Source organism: Geodermatophilus sp. URMC 64, assembly GCF_053502555.1.
This window is the reverse complement of the sequence record NZ_CP199955.1, coordinates 1,927,802-1,944,547: the sequence shown is the minus strand read 5'-3', so window position 1 is coordinate 1,944,547 and position 16,746 is coordinate 1,927,802. Positions and strand designations below refer to the sequence as shown.

Genomic DNA, 16,746 nt, shown 5'->3' with positions numbered 1-16,746 from the left:
TCAGACCGGGCTGCGCATCCTTCGCGGGCCGGGCTCGACGCGGCCGGTGGGCGGGCCGACGCGGAGGCCGCCACCGGCGACCACCAGCGAGCGGCCGCCGTGCCAGGGGTCGGGCGGGCCGACGATGACCGGCTCCAGGCCCAGCGCCAGCACCTCGGGCAGGTCGTCGGCCAGCCGCGCGACGCGCAGCAGCAGCTGCTCGATCGCGGCGATGTCGACCGGCTCCGAGCCGCGGTACCCGTTGAGCAGCGGCCAGGCCCGCGGCGCCCGCACCAGCTCCGCGGCGTCGAGGTCCGTCAGCGGAAGCGTGCGGTAGGCGCGGTCGCCGAGCAGGTCGGTCGCCACGCCGCCGAGCCCGAAGCTCACGAGGGCGCCGAAGGACGGGTCGTCGACGATCCCGACCACCGTGGCCACGCCCGGCGCGGCCATCTCCTGGACGATCATCGGATCGCCGGCCGGGATGGCCGCGTGAGCGGCGCGGACGTCGTCGGCGTCCTTGAGGTCCAGGCGCACGCCGCCGAGATCGGTCCGGTCGCGCAGCCAGGGAGCGGTCGACTTGAGGACGACGGGGTAGCCGATCTTCTCGGCGGCGGCCACGGCCTCGTCGGCGCTGGTCACCCGGTGACTGCGCAGCAGCGGGACGCCGTAGGCGCCCAGCACGGTCAGGGCCTCGTCGTCGGTGAGGTCGCGGCCGCCGGGGACCTCGGCGAGGACCTTGTGCACGACCGCCCGGGCGGTGGCCTCGTCGACGTCGGGCAGCTCGGGCAGCCGGCCGACCGGCCGGCTCCGCCAGCGCGCGTACTGGCTGACCATGGCGAGGGCGATGACGGCGCGCTCGGGCGTGGAGAACGACGGGACCGAGCCGCGGGCCGGCATCCCCGACTCGTCGAGGACGGCGAGCTCCGGCGGGACCCCCTCGGTGGAGAGGAACGTCGCCACGATCGGCTTCGGCGAGCCCAGGGACACCTCGCGCAGCGCCCGGCCGACCTCCGCGGAGCCGGTGACCATCGGCGGCAGGTAGACGGCGACGATCGAGTCGACCCGTTTGTCGTCCACGGCCGCCTGCAGCGCGGCCCGGAAGGCCTCGGGCCCGGCTGTCGTCCCGATGTCGACCGGGGCGTCGTCGGCCAGCTCGAGCCCCTGCTCGAGGATGGAGTCGGCGACCAGCACGCCCAGCGCGGTGGAGTTGCCGACCACGGCGACGCGGTTGCCCTCCGGCAGCGGCTGGTGGGCCAGCAGCGTGCCGACGTCGAAGAGCTGGGCGACCGTCTCGACGCGGATGACGCCGGCCGAGGCGAACAGCGCGGCCACCGACTGCTCGGGGACCTGCACCGACGTCCCGGCCAGGCCGGGGGCCATGCCCACGTTCCGGCCGCTCTTGACCGCCACCACCGGCTTGTTGCGCCCGACCCGGCGGGCCAGCCGGGCGAACTTGCGCGGGTTGCCGAAGCTCTCCAGATGGAGCAGCACGACCTCGGTGGCCGGGTCCGTGGCCCAGTACTGCAGCAGGTCGTTGCCGCTGACGTCGGCGCGGTTGCCGGCCGACACGAAGGTGGACAGGCCGATGCCGCGGCTGCGGGCACGCTCGAGGAGGGCGACACCCAGCGCGCCGGACTGGGCGAAGAACCCGACCCGGCCGCGGCCGGGGACCTTGGGCGCGAGGCTGGCGTTGAGCCGCAGCGCGGGGTCGGTGTTGACGATGCCCAGGCAGTTGGGCCCGACGACGCGCATGCCCGACGCGCGGGCGGCGGTGACCAGGTCGCGCTGGGCGATCCGTCCCTCCTCGCCGGTCTCGCCGAAGCCGCCGGAGACGACGACCAGGCCGCGGACCCGCTTGCGGCGGCAGGCCTCCACGACGCCGGCGACGCGGTCGGCCGGGACCGCGATGACGGCGAGGTCGACGTCGTCGGGGATCGCTTCGACGTCGGCGTAGGCGGGCACCCCGCGGACGTGCCGGGCGCCGGGGTTGACCGGGTAGACCGGCCCGTCGAAGCCGTACTCGAGCAGGTGCCGCAGCAGGACGTTGCCGATCTTGCCGTCGTCGTTGCTCGCCCCGACGACGGCGACCGACGACGGGGTGAGCAGCCGCGCGATCGACCGGGACTCGCTGCGCTGCTCGCGCTCGTAGGCGACGGCGAGCGCCGTCTCGGTCTGCGCGATCGGGAAGGTCAGGTGGACGACGCCGTCCTCGTACTCCCGGCGGGGCTCGTAGCCCGCGTCGAGGAAGACGCGGACCATGCGGGCGTTCTGGCTGAGCACCTCGGCGACGAACTTCGCGACCCCGCGCTCGCGGGCGGCGGCGGCCAGGTGCTCGAGCAGCACCGACCCCAGGCCGCGGCCCTGGTGGGCGTCCTCGATGAGGAAGGCCACCTCGGCCTCGTCGGTGCCGGGCAGCCGGTCGTAGCGGCCGACGCCGATGAGGTCGCCGCCGAGCAGCAGGACGAAGGCCACCCGGTCGACGTGGTCGACGTGGGTGAACCGGTGCAGGTCGCGCTCGGAGAGCCGCTTCATCGGACCGAAGAAGCGGTAGTAGCGGGTCTGGTCGGAGCTGCGCTCCATGAGCCCGACCAGGCCCTCGGCGTCCTCCGGGCAGATCGGCCGCAGGTGCACCGTGCCGCCGTCGGCGGCGATGACGTCGGCCTCCCAGTGCGCCGGCGGGGGTGGGGGCTCGACGGCCGGCGGCGCGCTCGTCGTCCGCTCGGGAGATGGCTGGGTGATCTGTTGGTCAGTCACGGGGATCGTCCGGGTCCAGGCCGAAGTAGGGGAAGCAGGCGCGGCGGGTGCGCAGGATCGCCCGGTCGACGCGGGACTCGGTGAACGTGTCCCAGCGCGCGAAGCCGGTCCAGCCGCCCTCGGTCATGTGCGTCGGCGGCCGGGCGCGCAGCCCGCGCCTCTCGACGTCCTGCCGCCAGGACTCCGGGATCTCGGTGGCCGGGTCCAGCGGCACCTCGCCGGCGGTGGCCAGCAGGTGCGTCCAGGCCCGCGGCACGCAGCGGACCAGGCCGTAACCCCCGCCGCCCAGCGCGATCCACCGGCCGTCGCAGATCTCGTGCGCCAGGTCGTGCATCAGCCGGTAGCTGGCCCGCTGGCCGTCGACCGTCAGCGCCAGGTCGGCCAGGGGGTCCTCGTGGTGGGCGTCGCAGCCGCACTGGCTGACGATGATCTGCGGCCGGAACGCCTTGAGCACGCTCGGGACGACGGCGCTGAACGCGCGCAGCCACCCGGAGTCGTCGGTGCCGTTGGGCAGGGCGAGGTTGACCGCGCCGCCCAGCGCCTTCTGCGGATCACCGGTCTCCTCGGGGAAGCCGGTGCCCGGGAAGAGGGTCAGCGGGGTCTGGTGCACGCTCACGGTGAGCACCCGCGGCTCGTCGTAGAAGGCCGCCTGGACGCCGTCCCCGTGGTGCACGTCGACGTCGACGTAGGCGATCCGCTCGTAGCCCTGGTTCAGCAGCCAGCGGATGGCGATCGCGGCGTCGTTGAAGACGCAGAAGCCCGAGGCGGCGTCGCGCATCGCGTGGTGCAGGCCGCCGGAGATGTTCACCGCGTGCTGAGCCTTGCCCTCGTGGACCAGCTGCGCGGCGAGCACGCTGCCGCCGGCGATGAGCGCGGCGGCGTCGTACATGCCGTCGAAGATCGGGTTGTCGGGCGTGCCGAGCCCGTGGCCGACGTCGGGGTCGGCCGGGGCGCGCTTGACCGCCTCCAGGTAGGCCGGGTCGTGCACCAGGGTGAGCAGGTCGACGTCGGCGGGGGTCGGCTTGACCACCTGGATGCGGTCGCCGGCCAGCACGCCCAGCGCGTCGGCCAGGCGCATGGTGAGGTCGAGGCGGACGGGGTGCAGCGGGTGCTCGCCACCCATCGTGTAACCGAGCAGGCTCTCGTCCCAGACCACGGTCACGGCGTCGCTCATGGGGCCCTCCTCGCACCACAGCCCGGCGCGGGCGACGCTACCCGGTCACGTGAGTGGCCGACGCCGCTGTCGACCACCCGCTCGGGGCCGCCGATTCCGGGGTGATCGTCCGTAGAATGCGTGTTCGACACGGAGGAGTACCTGTGAACGACCTCATCGACACCACGGAGATGTACCTCCGGACGATCTTCGAGCTGGAGGAAGAGGGCATCGTCCCGCTCCGCGCCCGGATCGCCGAGCGGCTGCACCAGAGCGGCCCGACCGTCAGCCAGACCGTCGCCCGCATGGAGCGCGACGGACTGCTCCGGGTGGAGGGCGACCGGCACCTGCAACTGTCGGAGGAGGGCCGCGCGCTCGCCACCGCGGTCATGCGCAAGCACCGGCTGGCCGAGTGCCTGCTCGTCGACGTGATCGGCCTCGACTACGCCGACGTGCACGAGGAGGCCTGCCGCTGGGAGCACGTCATGAGCGAAGCGGTGGAGCGCAAGCTGCTCCGCCTGCTGGGCAACCCCACGGTATCGCCGTTCGGCAACCCGATCCCCGGCCTGGACATGCTGGCCGGCGACGAGCCGCTGGGCGGGGAGACCTCCGCCGTGCTGCACTCGCTGACCCTGCTCTCCACGACCGCGACCCCGGACGGTCGCCAGGTGGTGATCACGCGGATCAGCGAGCAGCTGCAGGAGCCGGAGACGCTGCGCGCCCTGGACGAGCGGGGTGTCCGGCCCGGCGCCACGATGACCGCCCGCCTCGTCGACGGCTCGGTGACCCTCGACGACTACGCGCTGCCCCCCGGGGTGGCGCAGCACCTGTTCGTCCGGGCCCTCGACGAGGACCTCACCCCCGCGGAGGCGGCCGCGGTCCTCTGAGCCGCCCGGAGAGCCGCGGTCCCGCCCGGGGACCGCGGCTCTCGCCGTTCCGGGGCGTTGCTCGGGGTCCACGTACAGCCGCTCATCCGCTACCGGATCCCGGACAGCTTCGTCGTCCAGCCCCAGGTCCCCGGCCGGCCGGCGCACCTGCGGGCCGTCGTTCGCGGGCGCTCGGACGACGTACTCCGGTTCGGCGACCGGGCGGTGCACCCCTGGTCGTCCGGGCGGCTCGCCGTCGCGCTCGCAGACGCGGGTCTTCGCGGTGCCGACGTGAGCGTCGAGGGGGTTCCCGTGCTGGCCCGGGACGAGCGAACCGGGAAGCTGCGCCGGTTCGTGCCGCTCGGCTGACGTCGGGGCGGCAACCGCCGGCAGGACGGGACTGCGGCGCTCATTACGGTGGAGGACACGATCCCCGCCCGCGAAGGACGCCCCGTGAGCCAGCCCGACACTTCCGCTCCCGCCGCCGAGAACCCCGCGCCCAGCCCGTTCCACCGGCTGGCCGACTTCGTCGCGCTGCCCCGCCTCGGTGGCCTGGCCCTCTCCCGGGACGGGCGTCGTCTGGTCGTCTCGGTGCAGACGCTGGACGCGGAGAAGAAGAAGTGGCAGTCGGCGCTGTGGGAGGTCGACCCGGAGGGCCGGCGTCCCGCGCACCGGCTCACCCGCAGCGCGCCGGGTGAGTCCTCGCCGGCCTTCGCGCCCGACGGCTCGCTGCTGTTCACCTCCGCGCGCCCCGACCCGGAGGCGGGCTCCGACAAGAACGGCGACCCGCAGGCCGCCCTGTGGAGCCTGCCCTCGACCGGTGGCGAGGCGCGGCTCGTGCTCTCCCGCGGTGCGGGGCTCAGCGCTTTCGCCGTCGCGGCCGACAGCGGCGACGTCGCCGTCCTCGCCTCGACGATGCCCGGTGCCGCGGACGCCGAGGCCGACGAGGCCCGGCGCAAGGACCGCAAGGACGCCGGCGTCTCGGCGATCCTGCACGAGGCCTACCCGGTGCGCTTCTGGGACCACGACCTCGGGCCGGCGGTGCCGCACGCCTTCTGGCTGGGGCAGGTGCCCGCCGACGCGGCTGCCGGCCAGGCGCCCGAGCCGCCGCGGCTGCGTGATCTCACCCCGGACGCCGGCCCGCCGAACGGCGCCGGCGAGGAGATCAGCCTCTCCCCCGACGGCGGGCTGCTGGCCCGCAGCGAGGAGGTCCCCGACGGACCGGCCGGGCGGCGCAACCGGCTGGTGCTCGTCGAGACCGCCACCGGGGACGGGCGGGTCCTGGTGGACGACCCGCTGGCCGACGTCCACAGCGCCCGGTTCTCCCCCGACGGCCGCGCCCTGGTCTGCGTGCGCGAGACCCTCTCGACCTACGCCGACCCGCCGGACTACACCCTGCTGCTCGTCGAGGTCGACAGCGGCCGCGCGACCGAGCTGACGGGCGGCTTCGACCGCTGGCCCAGCGCGCCCCAGTTCAGCGCCGACGGGTCGGCGGTCTACTTCCTCGCCGACGACGACGGCCGGCACGCGATCTTCCGCGTCGACGTCACCGGCGGGACGCCGGTGCGGCTCACCGGCGACGGTGCCTACAGCGACCTGCAGGTCGCCCGCGACGGCAGCGCCCTGTACGCGCTGCGCTCGGCCTACGACTCCCCGGCCGTGCCGGTCCGGCTCGACCCCGCCGCCGAGCGGCAGGAGCCCGTCGTCCTCCCCAACCCCGGCACGATCGAGCACCTCCCGGGACGCGTGGAGGAGATCGAGGCCACCGCGCCGGACGGCGCCCGGGTGCAGGGCTGGCTGGTGCTCCCGGAGGGCGCCTCGGCCGAGTCCCCGGCGCCGCTGCTGCTGTGGATCCACGGCGGGCCGCTGATGAGCTGGAACTCCTGGTCGTGGCGCTGGTGCCCCTGGGTGCTGGCCGCCCGCGGCTACGCCGTCCTGCTGCCGAACCCGGCGCTGTCGCAGGGCTTCGGCCAGGATTTCGTGCGGCGCGGCTGGGGCGAGTGGGGCGGCGCTCCCTACACCGACCTGATGGCGGCGGCGGACCTCGTGGAGCAGCGGCCCGACATCGACGAGACCCGCACCGCGGCGATGGGCGGCTCGTTCGGCGGCTACATGGCCAACTGGGTGGCCACGCAGACCGACCGGTTCCGGGCGATCGTGACCCACGCCAGCCTGTGGGACCTCGACGCGTTCACCGGCACCACCGACGCGGCGTACTACTGGGAGAAGGAGTGGGGCGACCCGCTGCGCGAGCCCAAGCGCTACGAGCAGAACTCGCCGCACCGCTTCGCCGACGCGATCCGCACGCCGATGCTGGTCATCCACGGCGACAAGGACTACCGGGTGCCGATCGGTGAGGGGCTGCGCCTCTGGTACGACCTGCAGAAGCGCGGCGTCCCCTCGAAGTTCCTGTACTTCCCCGACGAGAACCACTGGGTGCTCACGCCGGGGAACGCGGCGGTCTGGTACGAGACGGTCATCGCCTTCCTGGCCGAGCACGTGCTGGGCGAGGAGTGGCGGCGCCCCGAGCTGCTCTGAGCGGCCCCCGCGGTCACCGCGCGCTGCGCGCGTCATGGAGCCGGCTCACCGTGGCGACGATCATGGCGCGCAGCTCCTCGGGGCGCAGGCACGCCGCCAGCGCCGAGCGGAGCAGCCGGGCCAGCGGGTAGTCCTCGTCGCTGTCGAGCGCTCGCTCGAGCGCGACACCGGCCATGGCGCCGTCCCCGCGCAGCCAGGCGCTGACCGCGAGCAGGGTGGCCGGTGCCGCGGCGAGCATCCACGGTGCTCGTCGGGTGCACTCGGTCCACAGCGCCTCGGCCGCGGCCGCGTCGTCCCCCAGCGCCAGGCCGAGCGCGCGGTCCCGCAGCGTGGTGTGCTGCAGCCCCCAGACGATCTCGGCCACCTCCTGGGCACCGAGCGCGGGCACGACGCCGTCGCCGCGGCGCTCGCGGACGGCGGTCTCGACGGCGGCCCAGGCGTCCTGCTCGACGGCGGCCCACCCGGCCTCGTTCGCGCGGGCCGAGCGGGCGCGCACCATCTGGAAGGAGGCCTCGCGGACCTCCTCGTGGTCCATCCGGTCCAGGTGCGTGAGCCGCGCCTCCAGCTCCTGCCGGCTCTGGGCGAGCACCTGGCCGGTGGCGACGGAGGCGGCGGCCAGCGCGGACACGCCCTCGGGCAGCGGTGTCCCGGCGGCCGGAGCGCAGCACTCGTACGGGCAGTCGTAGGACCACCAGCGCCCGCGGCGGACGAGGAGGACGTCGCGCACCGGGATGGCCGCCTCGGCGAGGGTCATGACCAGCGCGTGGACGAGGTCGCGGTGCGGCAGGTCCACCCCGTCGCACCCGCCCGGTTCGTCGTCGGCCTCGGTGACGACGGCGACCAGCACCGCGGCCGGATCGTCGGTCGCGACGCCGCGGGCCAAGGCCGCCGCCAGCGGCACGGCGTGCTCGGGCGGTGGGATGTCGGCGCGCACGGTCAGGCCCACACGCCCGCCCGACGGTCCGCCCAGCCCGACGATCACCACCGACTCCTCAGGGCGGAACCCCAGCAGGTGCGGCAGGCCCGCCGCGACCTCGCCGGGGTCGGAGATCCGCACCTCGTACTCGCACTCGTCCATGCCCAGGGAGCCTGGGCACCGGCGGCCGGCCGTGGGCCGGCTCCGGCAGATCTGTGGACGGGGCCGGCGCCTGTGGATGCGTACCGGCGCGGCAGGCGGGCCGCCGCCTAGCGTCGGCCGTCAGTCGAGCGCGTTCTGCGCGTCGACGGCCTGCTGGAGGAGGTCGGTGAACGTGGCCGGGTCGACGGCGCCGCCGGACGGCGCCGCCTGGGCGAGCGCGAGCACGCGGTCCCCGTCCTGCACGACGGCAGCCAGCGCCGTGCCGGACCACGCCTGCCCGTCCGGGCCGGTGGCCTCGACGGCGACGGACACGGCCGCGGCGGGCACGCCACCGGCCAGGGCGGGGAGGCCGAGGGGGGTCACCGTCACGGTGCCCTCGCCGTGCTCGCCCGCGGACACCTGCGCCGACGCACAGGCCTGGCTCAGCGTGGTGAACTGCCCCACGGCGTCGGCCCCCGCCGGGCGGGCCAGCAGCTCGGCGGTCACCGTGTCCCCGCTCCGGGCGACCTCCGCCGCCGCCTCCGACACGGCGGCCACCTGCGGGAGCGCCTCGCGCAGGGCCGTCGCGCAAGAATCGGGGGTCACCTGCACGAAAGCCAGCGCGCCGGCCAGGTCGCCCGCGCGGTCCAGCCGGTCGGCGGGCACGGGGATGACCGTGGCATCCGGTCCGAACGCTGTGGCGGGCAGCAGGCCGTCAGCCAGGTCCGGGGTAGCGGTGTCGGCCGCCGGTGCGGCGGCGGTCGCCGGGCCGGTGGCGGCGGCCGGGGCGGTCGCCGTCTCGTCGCTGCCGCAGCCGGTCAGGACCGCGCCGGTCACCAGCCCGGCACCGAGGAGTCCGGCGGCGCGGCGGGTACGGGACGCGGTGTGACGCATGACTGCGACGGTAGGCCGCCCGGCGTCGTCGCGCACCGGCCCGGGGCGCGGGCATCAGACCTCGTACTGGACCGCGCTGCGCGCGGCGACGTACGGCTTGACGTGCTCCTCGATCACCGCGAGGTGCGCCGGGTCCTCGGCGTAGCGGAGGTAGGCGTCGGCGTCGGGGAAGTCCGCGACCAGCGCGGTGTGCGCGTTGCCCTCGCGCAGCCCCGCGTCGTCGCCGACGGCGAAGGCGGTCATCCCGCCGACCTCCTCGGGCAGCCGGCGGAGCGCGGCCAGCGTGGCCGCCCGGCGCTCCGCGTCGGCGGCGTCGGACCAGGTGAAGAGCACGACGTGGCGCAGCATGCGCCAGAGCGTGTCAGGCGCCGGCCGCCGCGCCTGCGACCGGTCGGTAACAACGGCTCGTTAGAGTCCGCTGCATGGGACGGTCGTTGCGCATCGCACTGCTGTCCTACCGGAGCAAGCCGCACAGCGGGGGCCAGGGCGTCTACGTGCGCGCGCTGTCGCGCGAGCTGGCCGAGCTCGGCCACCGCGTCGAGGTGCTCAGCGGCCAGCCCTACCCCGAGCTCGACGACGGGATCGCCCTCACCCGGGTCCCCAGCCTCGACCTCTACCGCGAGCCGGACCCGTTCCGGACGCCGCGGCCCTCGGAGTTCCGCGACTGGGTGGACGTCGCCGAGTGGGCGACCATGTGCACCGCCGGCTTTCCCGAGCCGCTCACGTTCACCCTGCGCGCCGCCCGCCTGCTGCTGCGTCGCCGCGCGGAGTTCGACGTCGTCCACGACAACCAGTCCCTCGGCTACGGCCTGCTGCGGCTGACGCGCGCGGGCCTGCCCACCGTGGCCACCGTCCACCACCCGATCGCCATCGACCGCGACCTCGAGCTCGCCGCCGCCCCCACGCTGCGCCGGCGGTTGACGCTGCGCCGCTGGTACGCCTTCACCCGCATGCAGGCGCGCGTCGCACCCCGCCTCGACGGGCTGACCACCGTGTCGGAGAACTCCCGCCGCGACATCGAGACGCACATGCGCGTGCCGGCCGCGGGCATCGAGGTCATCCCGGTCGGCATCGACCCCGGCGTCTTCACCGCGCCGCCGCCCGGCCAGCCGCGCGACCCGCAGTCCATCGTCGTCATCACCAGCGCCGACGTGCCGCTGAAGGGTCTGGTCCACCTGCTCGAGGCGGTCGCGAAGCTGCGCACCGAGCGCCCGGTCCGGCTCACCGTCGTCGGCAGCGCGCGGCCGGGCGGCCCCGCGGAGGCGGCGCTGGACCGGCTCGCGCTGCGCGACGCCGTCCGCTTCACCGGCTTCCTCCCCGAGCCCCAGCTGGTCGAGCTGCTGCAGCGCGCAGCCGTCGTGGCGATCCCGTCCCTCTACGAAGGCTTCTCCCTGCCCGCGATCGAGGCGATGGCGTGCGCCACCCCGCTGGTGACCACCGACGCCGGCGCCCTGCCCGAGGTGGTCGGCAGCAAGGCCGGCCTGCGGGTCAAGGCCGGGGACGTCGGCGAGCTCACCGCCGCGCTCGCCCTGGTCCTCGACTCGCCCTCGCTGGGCGAGCAGCTGGGCCGCGCCGGCCGCCGCCGGGTGCTCGAGTCCTACACGTGGCGGGCCACCGCGCAGCGCACCGCCGACTGGTACGCCGAGGTGCTGCGCGCGAAGGGACGCCCGTGCTGACGATCGACTACGACCGGCTCGACGTCCGGCCGGGCATGACCGTGCTCGACCTCGGCTGCGGCGAGGGCCGGCACGCTTTCGAGGCCTACCGCCGCGGCGCCCGCGTGATCGCCGTCGACTGGGGGCGGGACGAGGTCGAGACGACGAAGCGCTGGCTGGGCGCGATCGCCGAGGCCGGGGAGGCTCCGGACGGCGCCCGGTTCGCGGTGGTCCGCGGCGACCTGACCGCGCTGCCGTTCCCCGACGCGACCGTCGACCGGGTGATCGCCTCGGAGGTGCTCGAGCACATCCCCGACGACGTGACCGCGTTCGCCGAGATCGCCCGGGTGCTCGCACCCGGCGGCCGGGTGGCGGTGAGCGTGCCGCGCTACGGCCCCGAGCGGATCTGCTGGGCGCTCTCCGGCGCCTACCACGCCAACGAGGGCGGCCACGTCCGCATCTACCGCGGCGACGTGCTGCGGACCCGCCTCGCCGCCGCCGGGCTCGTCCCCGGCGGGAGCCACCACGCGCACGCCCTGCACGCGCCGTTCTGGTGGCTGAAGTGCGCCGTCGGCGTCGACCGCGACACCGCCGCCGTCCGCGCCTATCACCGGCTGCTCGTGTGGGACCTGATGAATCGCCCCTGGCTGACGCGCGCCGCCGAGAAGGTTCTCGACCCGGTGCTCGGCAAGAGCCTGGTGGTCTACGCGGACAAGCCCGGCATCGCCCGCCCGGCGCGACGGCCGGCCGCGGCGGCGGGCAGCACGGACGCGGAGCGGACCGCTGCGGCCCGCTGACGCCGACCTGCCGGTCCTGCCGGGCGTCCTGACCGGCGAGCAGGTCCGCCGCACCGTCGCGTCGATCGCCGCCGAGCAGGCCCGGGACGGCGCTCTGCCGTGGTTCCGCGGCGGCCAGCTCGACGCCTGGGACTCGGTCGAGGCGGCGATGGCGCTCGACGTCGGCGGCGAGCACGCCCGTGCCCGCGCGGCCTACCGCTGGCTGGCCGGCCGCCAGCGCCCGGACGGCTCCTGGGCCGCCGAGTACCGCGACGGCGCGGTCAGCGCCCCGGCCGCCGAGAGCAACCACGCCGGCTACCTCGCCGTCGGCGCCTGGCACGGCTGGCTGGTCACCGGCGACGAGGAGCGGGTGACCGAGCTGTGGCCGGCGGTCCGCCGCGGCCTCGATCTGGTCACCCGCATGCAGCTGCCCGGCGGCGCGGTCGGCTGGGCGCTGCGCCCGGACGGGACCCCGGACGGCACGGCCCTGCTCACCGGCAACGCCAGCCTGTTCCAGGCGCTGCGCTGCGGTGTCGCGCTGGCCGGGCTGCTGGACGAGCCGCAGCCGGACTGGGAGCTGGCGGTCACCGAGCTCGGCACCGCCCTGCGCGAGCGCCCCGAGGCCTTCGCCGACCGGTCGCGCTACTCGATGGACTGGTACTACCCCGTGCTCGGCGGCGCGGTCACCGGCGAGGCCGCCCGCGACCGGCTGGCCGCCGGCTGGGACCGGTTCGTCGTCCCCGGGCTGGGCGCCCGGTGCGTCGCCGACCGCCCGTGGGTGACCGGCGCGGAGACCTGCGAGCTCGCCCTCGCCCTGGCCGCCGCCGGGCAGCGCGACGCCGCGCTCGAGCAGCTCGCGGCCATGCAGCACCTGCGGCACGACGACGGTTCCTACTGGACGGGGTACGTCTACGCCGACGACGCGCGGTGGCCGGTGGAGCGGACGACGTGGACGGCGGCGGCCGTCGTCCTGGCCGCCGACGCCCTGGCCGGCGCGAGCGGCGCCGCGGGGCTGTTCACCGATCCCGGGGCGCTGCCCGCGCCCGGTACCGCCGAGATCACGGAGCGCGCTGATTGGCTGCCGGGGACGGCGGGCAGAGTCCTGCCGTGAGCGCTCCCCCCGAGGTCACCGTCGTCGTCGCCAGCCGCAACCGCCGGGACGACCTGCTGACCACCCTGCCCCGGCACGAGGCGCCGGTGATCCTGGTCGACAACGGCTCGACCGACGGCACCGTCGAGGCGGTCCGCGAGGCGCGCCCCGAGGTGACCGTGCTGCCGCTGGGGCGCAACGAGGGGGCTAGCGGGCGCACGCGGGGCGTGGCCGCCGCCGGCACAGAGTTCGTCGCATTCGCCGACGACGACTCGTGGTGGGCGCCCGGCGACCTGGCCCGGGCGGTGAAGATCATGCGGGCGCACCCCCGGCTGGCGCTGCTCAACGCCCGGATCCTCGTCGGACCGGAGGAGCGGCTGGACCCGGTCTGCGCCGAGATGGCCGACAGCCCCCTCGGCACGCCGCCGGACCTGCCCGGCCCCGCCCTGCTCGGCTTCGTCGCCTGCGCGGCGCTGGTCCGCACCGAGGCGTTCGAGGCGGTCGGCGGGTTCGACCCGGTGGTCCGCTTCCCCGGCGAGGAGGAGCGGGTGGCCCTCGACCTGGTGGCGGCCGGCTGGGGCATGGCCTACGTCGACGAGGTCACCATCCACCACCACCCGTCCCCGCGGCGGGACGCACCCGCCCGCCGGCAGGCGGCGATCTGGCGCAGCCGCGTGCTCACCGGGCTGATGCGCTACCCCGCGGCCGCGCTGCCCGGCCTGCTGCTGCGGGCGGTGCGCGCCGGCCGGCCCGGGCTGCGGGGCCTGTGCGGCGCGCTCCCCGACGTCCCGGCCGCACTGCGCCGCCGCCGGACCGTGCCTCCGGCCGTCTGGGCCGACGTCCAGCGGCTGGCGCGAGCATGACAGAGGACCCTCGGGTCGCCGTCGTCGTCATCACCCACCAGCGCCGCGACGAACTGCTGCGCACGCTCGGGCTGCTGCGCGCCCTGCCCGAACGGCCGCACGTCGTCGTGGTCGACAACGGCTCGACCGACGGCACCGCCGACGCCGTCCGGGCGCACTTCCCCGCGGTCGAGCTGATCGCCAGCGCGGAGAACCTCGGCGCCGTCGGCCGCAACCTGGGGGTCGCCCGGCTGACCACCCCCTACGTCGCCTTCTGCGACGACGACACCTGGTGGGAACCGGGCTCGCTGCGTGCCGCCGCCGACGTCCTGGACGCCCATCCGCGGCTGGCCGTGGTGACCGCGCGCATCCTGGTCGAGCCCGGCGGGCGGGAGGACCCGATCGTGCCGGAGCTGCGCGACTCCCCCGTCCGCGGCGCCCACTGGCTGCCCGGCCCCGCCCTCGGCTCGTTCCTGGCCGGCGCGTCGGTGCTGCGCCGCGAGGCGTTCACCGAGATCGGCGGCTTCTCGGAGCGGCTGTGGCTGGGCGGCGAGGAGGAGCTGATGGCCGGCGACCTCGCCGCCGCCGGCTGGGAGCTGTGCTACCTGCCCCAGCTGACCGTGCACCACCAGGCGAGCCGGGCCCGCGACCCGCACAAGCGCCGCCGGGACGGCATCCGCAACACCCTCTGGACGACGTGGCTGCGCCGGCCGGTGCGACCGGCGCTGCGCCGCACCCTGCACCTGCTGCGGGCGCTGCCGCGCGACCGGATCAGCGCGCTGGGTCTGCTCGACGCCGTCCGCGGCGCGCCGTGGGTGCTGCGCGAGCGACGGGTGCTCCCTGCCCACGCCGAGGCCCGCTTCGCCGCGCTGGAGGAGGCGCAGCGGCGGTCCACCGCGCGGCGGTACGTCAGCTAGGTCGCGCAGTCGATGCAGGTGCGCGCGGCGGGCCGGGCGGCCAGGCGCTCCGCGGCGATCGGCCGGCCGCAGGTCTCGCACACGCCGTAGGTGCCGGCCTCCCGGCGGGCGAACGCGGCGTCGATCTCGGCGAGCCGCCGCCGCGCCTGCTCGAGCAGCGCCGCGACCTGCTGCCGCTCGAAGGCGATCGTCGCGCCCTCGGGGTCGTGCTCGTCGTCGGCGTTGGACGCCTCCGACGCCGCGACCACCTGCTCGAACTCGCGGGTCAGCGACTCGATGTCGCCGAGGACGGCGGCCCGCTCGGTGTCGAGGGGGTCAGCGGACACGGCGCAGCACCCGGAGCGAGCCGGTGGCGGGCAGCTCCGCGAAGTCCCCCGTCGCGATCACCCGGGTGTAGACGCCGAACGGCGCCTGGCCGCCGTCGGCCGGGTCGGGGAAGACGTCGTGGATCGCCAGCGTGCCGCCGACCGCGAGCTTGGCCACCCACGCGTCCTGGTCGCGGCGGGCGGACTCCTCGGTGTGGCTGCCGTCGAGGAACAGCAGCGCCAGCGGGGTCGACCACAGCGGGGCCAGCACCTCCGAGCGGGCGACGACGGCGATCACGACGTCCTCGGCGCCGGCGTCGGCGATGGTCCGCCGGAACCGCGGCAGGGTGTCGATCCGCCCCACCAGGGGGTCGACCAGTGACGGGTCGTGGTACTCCCAGCCGGGCTGGTGCTCCTCGGAGCCGCGGTGGTGGTCGACGGTCACCACCTGGCGACCGGTCTCGCGGGCGGCCGCGGCGAGGTAGAGCGCCGACTTGCCCATCCAGCTGCCCACCTCCAGCAGGGGCCCTGGGACGGCGACGGTCCGGGCGGCCTCGTAGAGGGCCTGCCCCTCCTCGGCGGGCATGAACCCGGGCGCGGCTTCGGCGGCGGCGAGGAGATCACTCACCGGGCCACCTTCGCACGCAGCGCGGCGAACCCGCGGTCGGCCGCCGCGCCGGCTTCGGTCGAGGACAGCCGGGCGAAGAACGCGCCGACCGCCGTCGTGACCGGGGTCGCGAGCACCAGGCCGATCCCGCCCACCAGCGTGCGGATCACCTCCTCGGCCACGACGTCGCTGGTGAGCACCGTGCCGGCCGGCCGGGTGTAGACCTCGAAGAGCAGCAGCAGCGGCAGGGCGGCGCCGGCGTAGGCGAACACGATCGTGTACACGGTCGAGGCGATGTGGTCGCGGCCGATCGCCATCCCGCGGGCGAACAGCTGCCGCCAGGTCATCGCCGGATCGGCGTCGTTGAGCTGCCACACCGCCGACGCCTGGGTGATCGTCACGTCGTTGAGCACGCCGAGCCCGGCGACCACGACGCCGGCGATGACCAGGCCGGAGAAGTCCAGCGTCGGGTCGAACGCCTGCAGCTGGAGGGTCTCCTCGCTGGAGAAGCCGGTGAGCCGGCTGATCGACACGGCCAGCGCGCCCAGCCCGGCGACCAGCACCAGCCCGAACAGCGTGCCGACCAGCGCCGTCGTCGTCCGCGCGGAGAACCCGTGGGCCAGGTACAGGACGACGAACATGATCGCCGACGCCCCGACCAGGGTGACCCAGGTCGGTGAGCCACCCCCCAGCAGGGCCGGCAGCACGAACTGCAGGAGGACGACGAACGCGAAGCCCAGGCCGAGCAGCGCGGCGAGCCCGCGCAGCCGGGCGACCGCGCCGACTACCACCGCGAACGCGATGGCGAGCACGACGACCGGCGTCGTGCGCGCGTAGTCGATGAACGAGTAGGTCGGCCCCTCCTCGGTGCCCGGATCGCGCTGCAGGACGATCTCGTCGCCCTCGTCCAGCCCGTAGGCGACCACCTCGGCCGGCACGTCGATCTGGACGAACTCCCCCTCGCTCGCCCCCTCGGTGACCTCGACCACCACGGTCGCGCAGGTCAGGTGCTGGTTGCGCCCGGTCTGGTCGATCACCGAGCAGTCGTAGGGCGTGATGCCCGAGACCGTGCCGTGGGGGAACGTGGCGCCGGCCGGCACCGCCGACGCGGCGGCCCGCTCGGCGCGGCCCGGGTCGCCGCTCGGCCACAGCAGGACCAGGCCGAGCACGGTGGCCAGCCCGACGGGGACGAGCAGGAGGAGCATCAGCCGGACGGCGCGGCGCCGGCGGGCCAGCGTCTGCTCGTCGGGCGGCGGCGCATGCGGGTCGGGGCCGTGGCTGTGGGCGTGCGAAGGGGAAGACGGCACCCGGCC

At 75.7% G+C, this 16,746-nt stretch carries 16 protein-coding genes; 8 read left to right on the top strand and 8 right to left on the bottom strand.

Annotated features, from left to right (window positions below):
• Both ACWIYF_RS09590 and ACWIYF_RS09585 read right to left on the bottom strand, forming a co-directional pair.
• Positions 1-2,733, bottom strand: a complete 2,733-nt coding sequence (locus tag ACWIYF_RS09590) for a bifunctional acetate--CoA ligase family protein/GNAT family N-acetyltransferase (RefSeq protein WP_448627893.1) — start codon at positions 2,731-2,733, stop codon at positions 1-3.
• Complete coding sequence (locus tag ACWIYF_RS09585) at positions 2,726-3,907, bottom strand: acetoin utilization protein AcuC (RefSeq protein ID WP_448627892.1); 1,182 nt, start codon at positions 3,905-3,907, stop codon at positions 2,726-2,728. Before ACWIYF_RS09585 ends, ACWIYF_RS09590 begins: the two co-directional genes overlap by 8 nt.
• A 143-nt stretch (positions 3,908-4,050) precedes the next feature.
• Here ACWIYF_RS09585 and ACWIYF_RS09580 point away from each other — a divergent pair, with 143 nt between their 5' ends.
• From ACWIYF_RS09580 to ACWIYF_RS09570, 3 genes are all read left to right on the top strand, one after another.
• Positions 4,051-4,773, top strand: coding sequence for a metal-dependent transcriptional regulator (locus ACWIYF_RS09580; protein ID WP_448627891.1), 723 nt, complete (start codon positions 4,051-4,053; stop codon positions 4,771-4,773).
• A 57-nt stretch (positions 4,774-4,830) separates the two neighbouring features.
• Positions 4,831-5,121, top strand: a complete 291-nt coding sequence (locus ACWIYF_RS09575; RefSeq protein WP_448627890.1) for a hypothetical protein — start codon at positions 4,831-4,833, stop codon at positions 5,119-5,121.
• An 84-nt stretch (positions 5,122-5,205) separates the two neighbouring features.
• Entirely contained in the window at positions 5,206-7,290 is a 2,085-nt protein-coding gene (locus ACWIYF_RS09570) for a S9 family peptidase (RefSeq protein ID WP_448627889.1), read from the top strand.
• 13 nt (positions 7,291-7,303) lie between these two features.
• Here ACWIYF_RS09570 and ACWIYF_RS09565 read toward each other — a convergent pair whose 3' ends face one another.
• The 3 genes from ACWIYF_RS09565 to ACWIYF_RS09555 form a co-directional block, all read right to left on the bottom strand.
• A complete protein-coding gene (locus tag ACWIYF_RS09565) occupies positions 7,304-8,368 on the bottom strand; it encodes a DUF4192 domain-containing protein (RefSeq protein WP_448627888.1) in 1,065 nt (354 codons plus the stop codon).
• A 120-nt stretch (positions 8,369-8,488) separates the two neighbouring features.
• A complete protein-coding gene (locus ACWIYF_RS09560) occupies positions 8,489-9,241 on the bottom strand; it encodes a hypothetical protein (RefSeq protein ID WP_448627887.1) in 753 nt (250 codons plus the stop codon).
• Positions 9,242-9,295: 54 nt separating this feature from the next.
• A complete protein-coding gene (locus tag ACWIYF_RS09555; protein ID WP_448627886.1) occupies positions 9,296-9,589 on the bottom strand; it encodes a Dabb family protein in 294 nt (97 codons plus the stop codon).
• A 74-nt stretch (positions 9,590-9,663) separates the two neighbouring features.
• Between ACWIYF_RS09555 and ACWIYF_RS09550 the strand changes: the two genes are divergently transcribed.
• The 5 genes from ACWIYF_RS09550 (at position 9,664) to ACWIYF_RS09530 (ending at position 14,521) form a co-directional block, all read left to right on the top strand.
• Positions 9,664-10,917 (top strand): glycosyltransferase family 4 protein, encoded by a 1,254-nt coding sequence (locus tag ACWIYF_RS09550; protein WP_448627885.1) that lies wholly within the window; start codon positions 9,664-9,666, stop codon positions 10,915-10,917.
• The gene (locus tag ACWIYF_RS09545) at positions 10,911-11,693 is read left to right on the top strand and encodes a class I SAM-dependent methyltransferase (RefSeq protein ID WP_448627884.1); all 783 of its coding nucleotides are present in this window, start codon (positions 10,911-10,913) and stop codon (positions 11,691-11,693) included. The genes ACWIYF_RS09550 and ACWIYF_RS09545 overlap by 7 nt, the downstream gene beginning before the upstream one ends.
• Positions 11,694-11,841: 148 nt before the next feature.
• Complete coding sequence (locus ACWIYF_RS09540) at positions 11,842-12,783, top strand: prenyltransferase (protein ID WP_448627883.1); 942 nt, start codon at positions 11,842-11,844, stop codon at positions 12,781-12,783.
• On the top strand, positions 12,780-13,625 hold the full coding sequence (locus tag ACWIYF_RS09535) for a glycosyltransferase family 2 protein (protein ID WP_448627882.1): 846 nt from the start codon (positions 12,780-12,782) through the stop codon (positions 13,623-13,625). The genes ACWIYF_RS09540 and ACWIYF_RS09535 overlap by 4 nt, the downstream gene beginning before the upstream one ends.
• A complete protein-coding gene (locus tag ACWIYF_RS09530; protein WP_448627881.1) occupies positions 13,622-14,521 on the top strand; it encodes a glycosyltransferase family 2 protein in 900 nt (299 codons plus the stop codon). Before ACWIYF_RS09535 ends, ACWIYF_RS09530 begins: the two co-directional genes overlap by 4 nt.
• Here the strand turns inward: ACWIYF_RS09530 and ACWIYF_RS09525 are convergent.
• From ACWIYF_RS09525 to ACWIYF_RS09515, 3 genes are read right to left on the bottom strand one after another with little or no spacing between them, the layout of a single operon-like run.
• The gene (locus ACWIYF_RS09525; RefSeq protein WP_448627880.1) at positions 14,518-14,847 is read right to left on the bottom strand and encodes a TraR/DksA family transcriptional regulator; all 330 of its coding nucleotides are present in this window, start codon (positions 14,845-14,847) and stop codon (positions 14,518-14,520) included. The two genes, ACWIYF_RS09530 and ACWIYF_RS09525, sit on opposite strands and share 4 nt — an antisense overlap.
• Entirely contained in the window at positions 14,837-15,454 is a 618-nt protein-coding gene (locus tag ACWIYF_RS09520; protein WP_448627879.1) for a class I SAM-dependent methyltransferase, read from the bottom strand. The genes ACWIYF_RS09525 and ACWIYF_RS09520 overlap by 11 nt, the downstream gene beginning before the upstream one ends.
• Positions 15,451-16,740 carry a YibE/F family protein gene (locus ACWIYF_RS09515; RefSeq protein WP_448627878.1) on the bottom strand — a complete coding sequence of 430 codons (1,290 nt, stop codon included), beginning with the start codon at positions 16,738-16,740 and terminating at the stop codon, positions 15,451-15,453. The genes ACWIYF_RS09520 and ACWIYF_RS09515 overlap by 4 nt, the downstream gene beginning before the upstream one ends.
• Between the last annotated feature and the right edge of the window lie 6 nt (positions 16,741-16,746).

Bases quoted from the DNA above. Each gene is read 5' to 3' on its own strand.
- ACWIYF_RS09555 (WP_448627886.1), bottom strand. From the start codon at position 9,589: ATGCTGCGCCACGTCGTGCTCTTCACCTGGTCCGACGCCGCCGACGCG.
- ACWIYF_RS09540 (WP_448627883.1), top strand. From the start codon at position 11,842: ATGGCGCTCGACGTCGGCGGCGAGCACGCCCGTGCCCGCGCGGCCTAC.
- ACWIYF_RS09550 (WP_448627885.1), top strand. From the start codon at position 9,664: ATGGGACGGTCGTTGCGCATCGCACTGCTGTCCTACCGGAGCAAGCCG.
- ACWIYF_RS09585 (WP_448627892.1), bottom strand. From the start codon at position 3,907: ATGAGCGACGCCGTGACCGTGGTCTGGGACGAGAGCCTGCTCGGTTAC.
- ACWIYF_RS09530 (WP_448627881.1), top strand. From the start codon at position 13,622: ATGACAGAGGACCCTCGGGTCGCCGTCGTCGTCATCACCCACCAGCGC.
- ACWIYF_RS09565 (WP_448627888.1), bottom strand. From the start codon at position 8,368: ATGGACGAGTGCGAGTACGAGGTGCGGATCTCCGACCCCGGCGAGGTC.
- ACWIYF_RS09560 (WP_448627887.1), bottom strand. From the start codon at position 9,241: ATGCGTCACACCGCGTCCCGTACCCGCCGCGCCGCCGGACTCCTCGGT.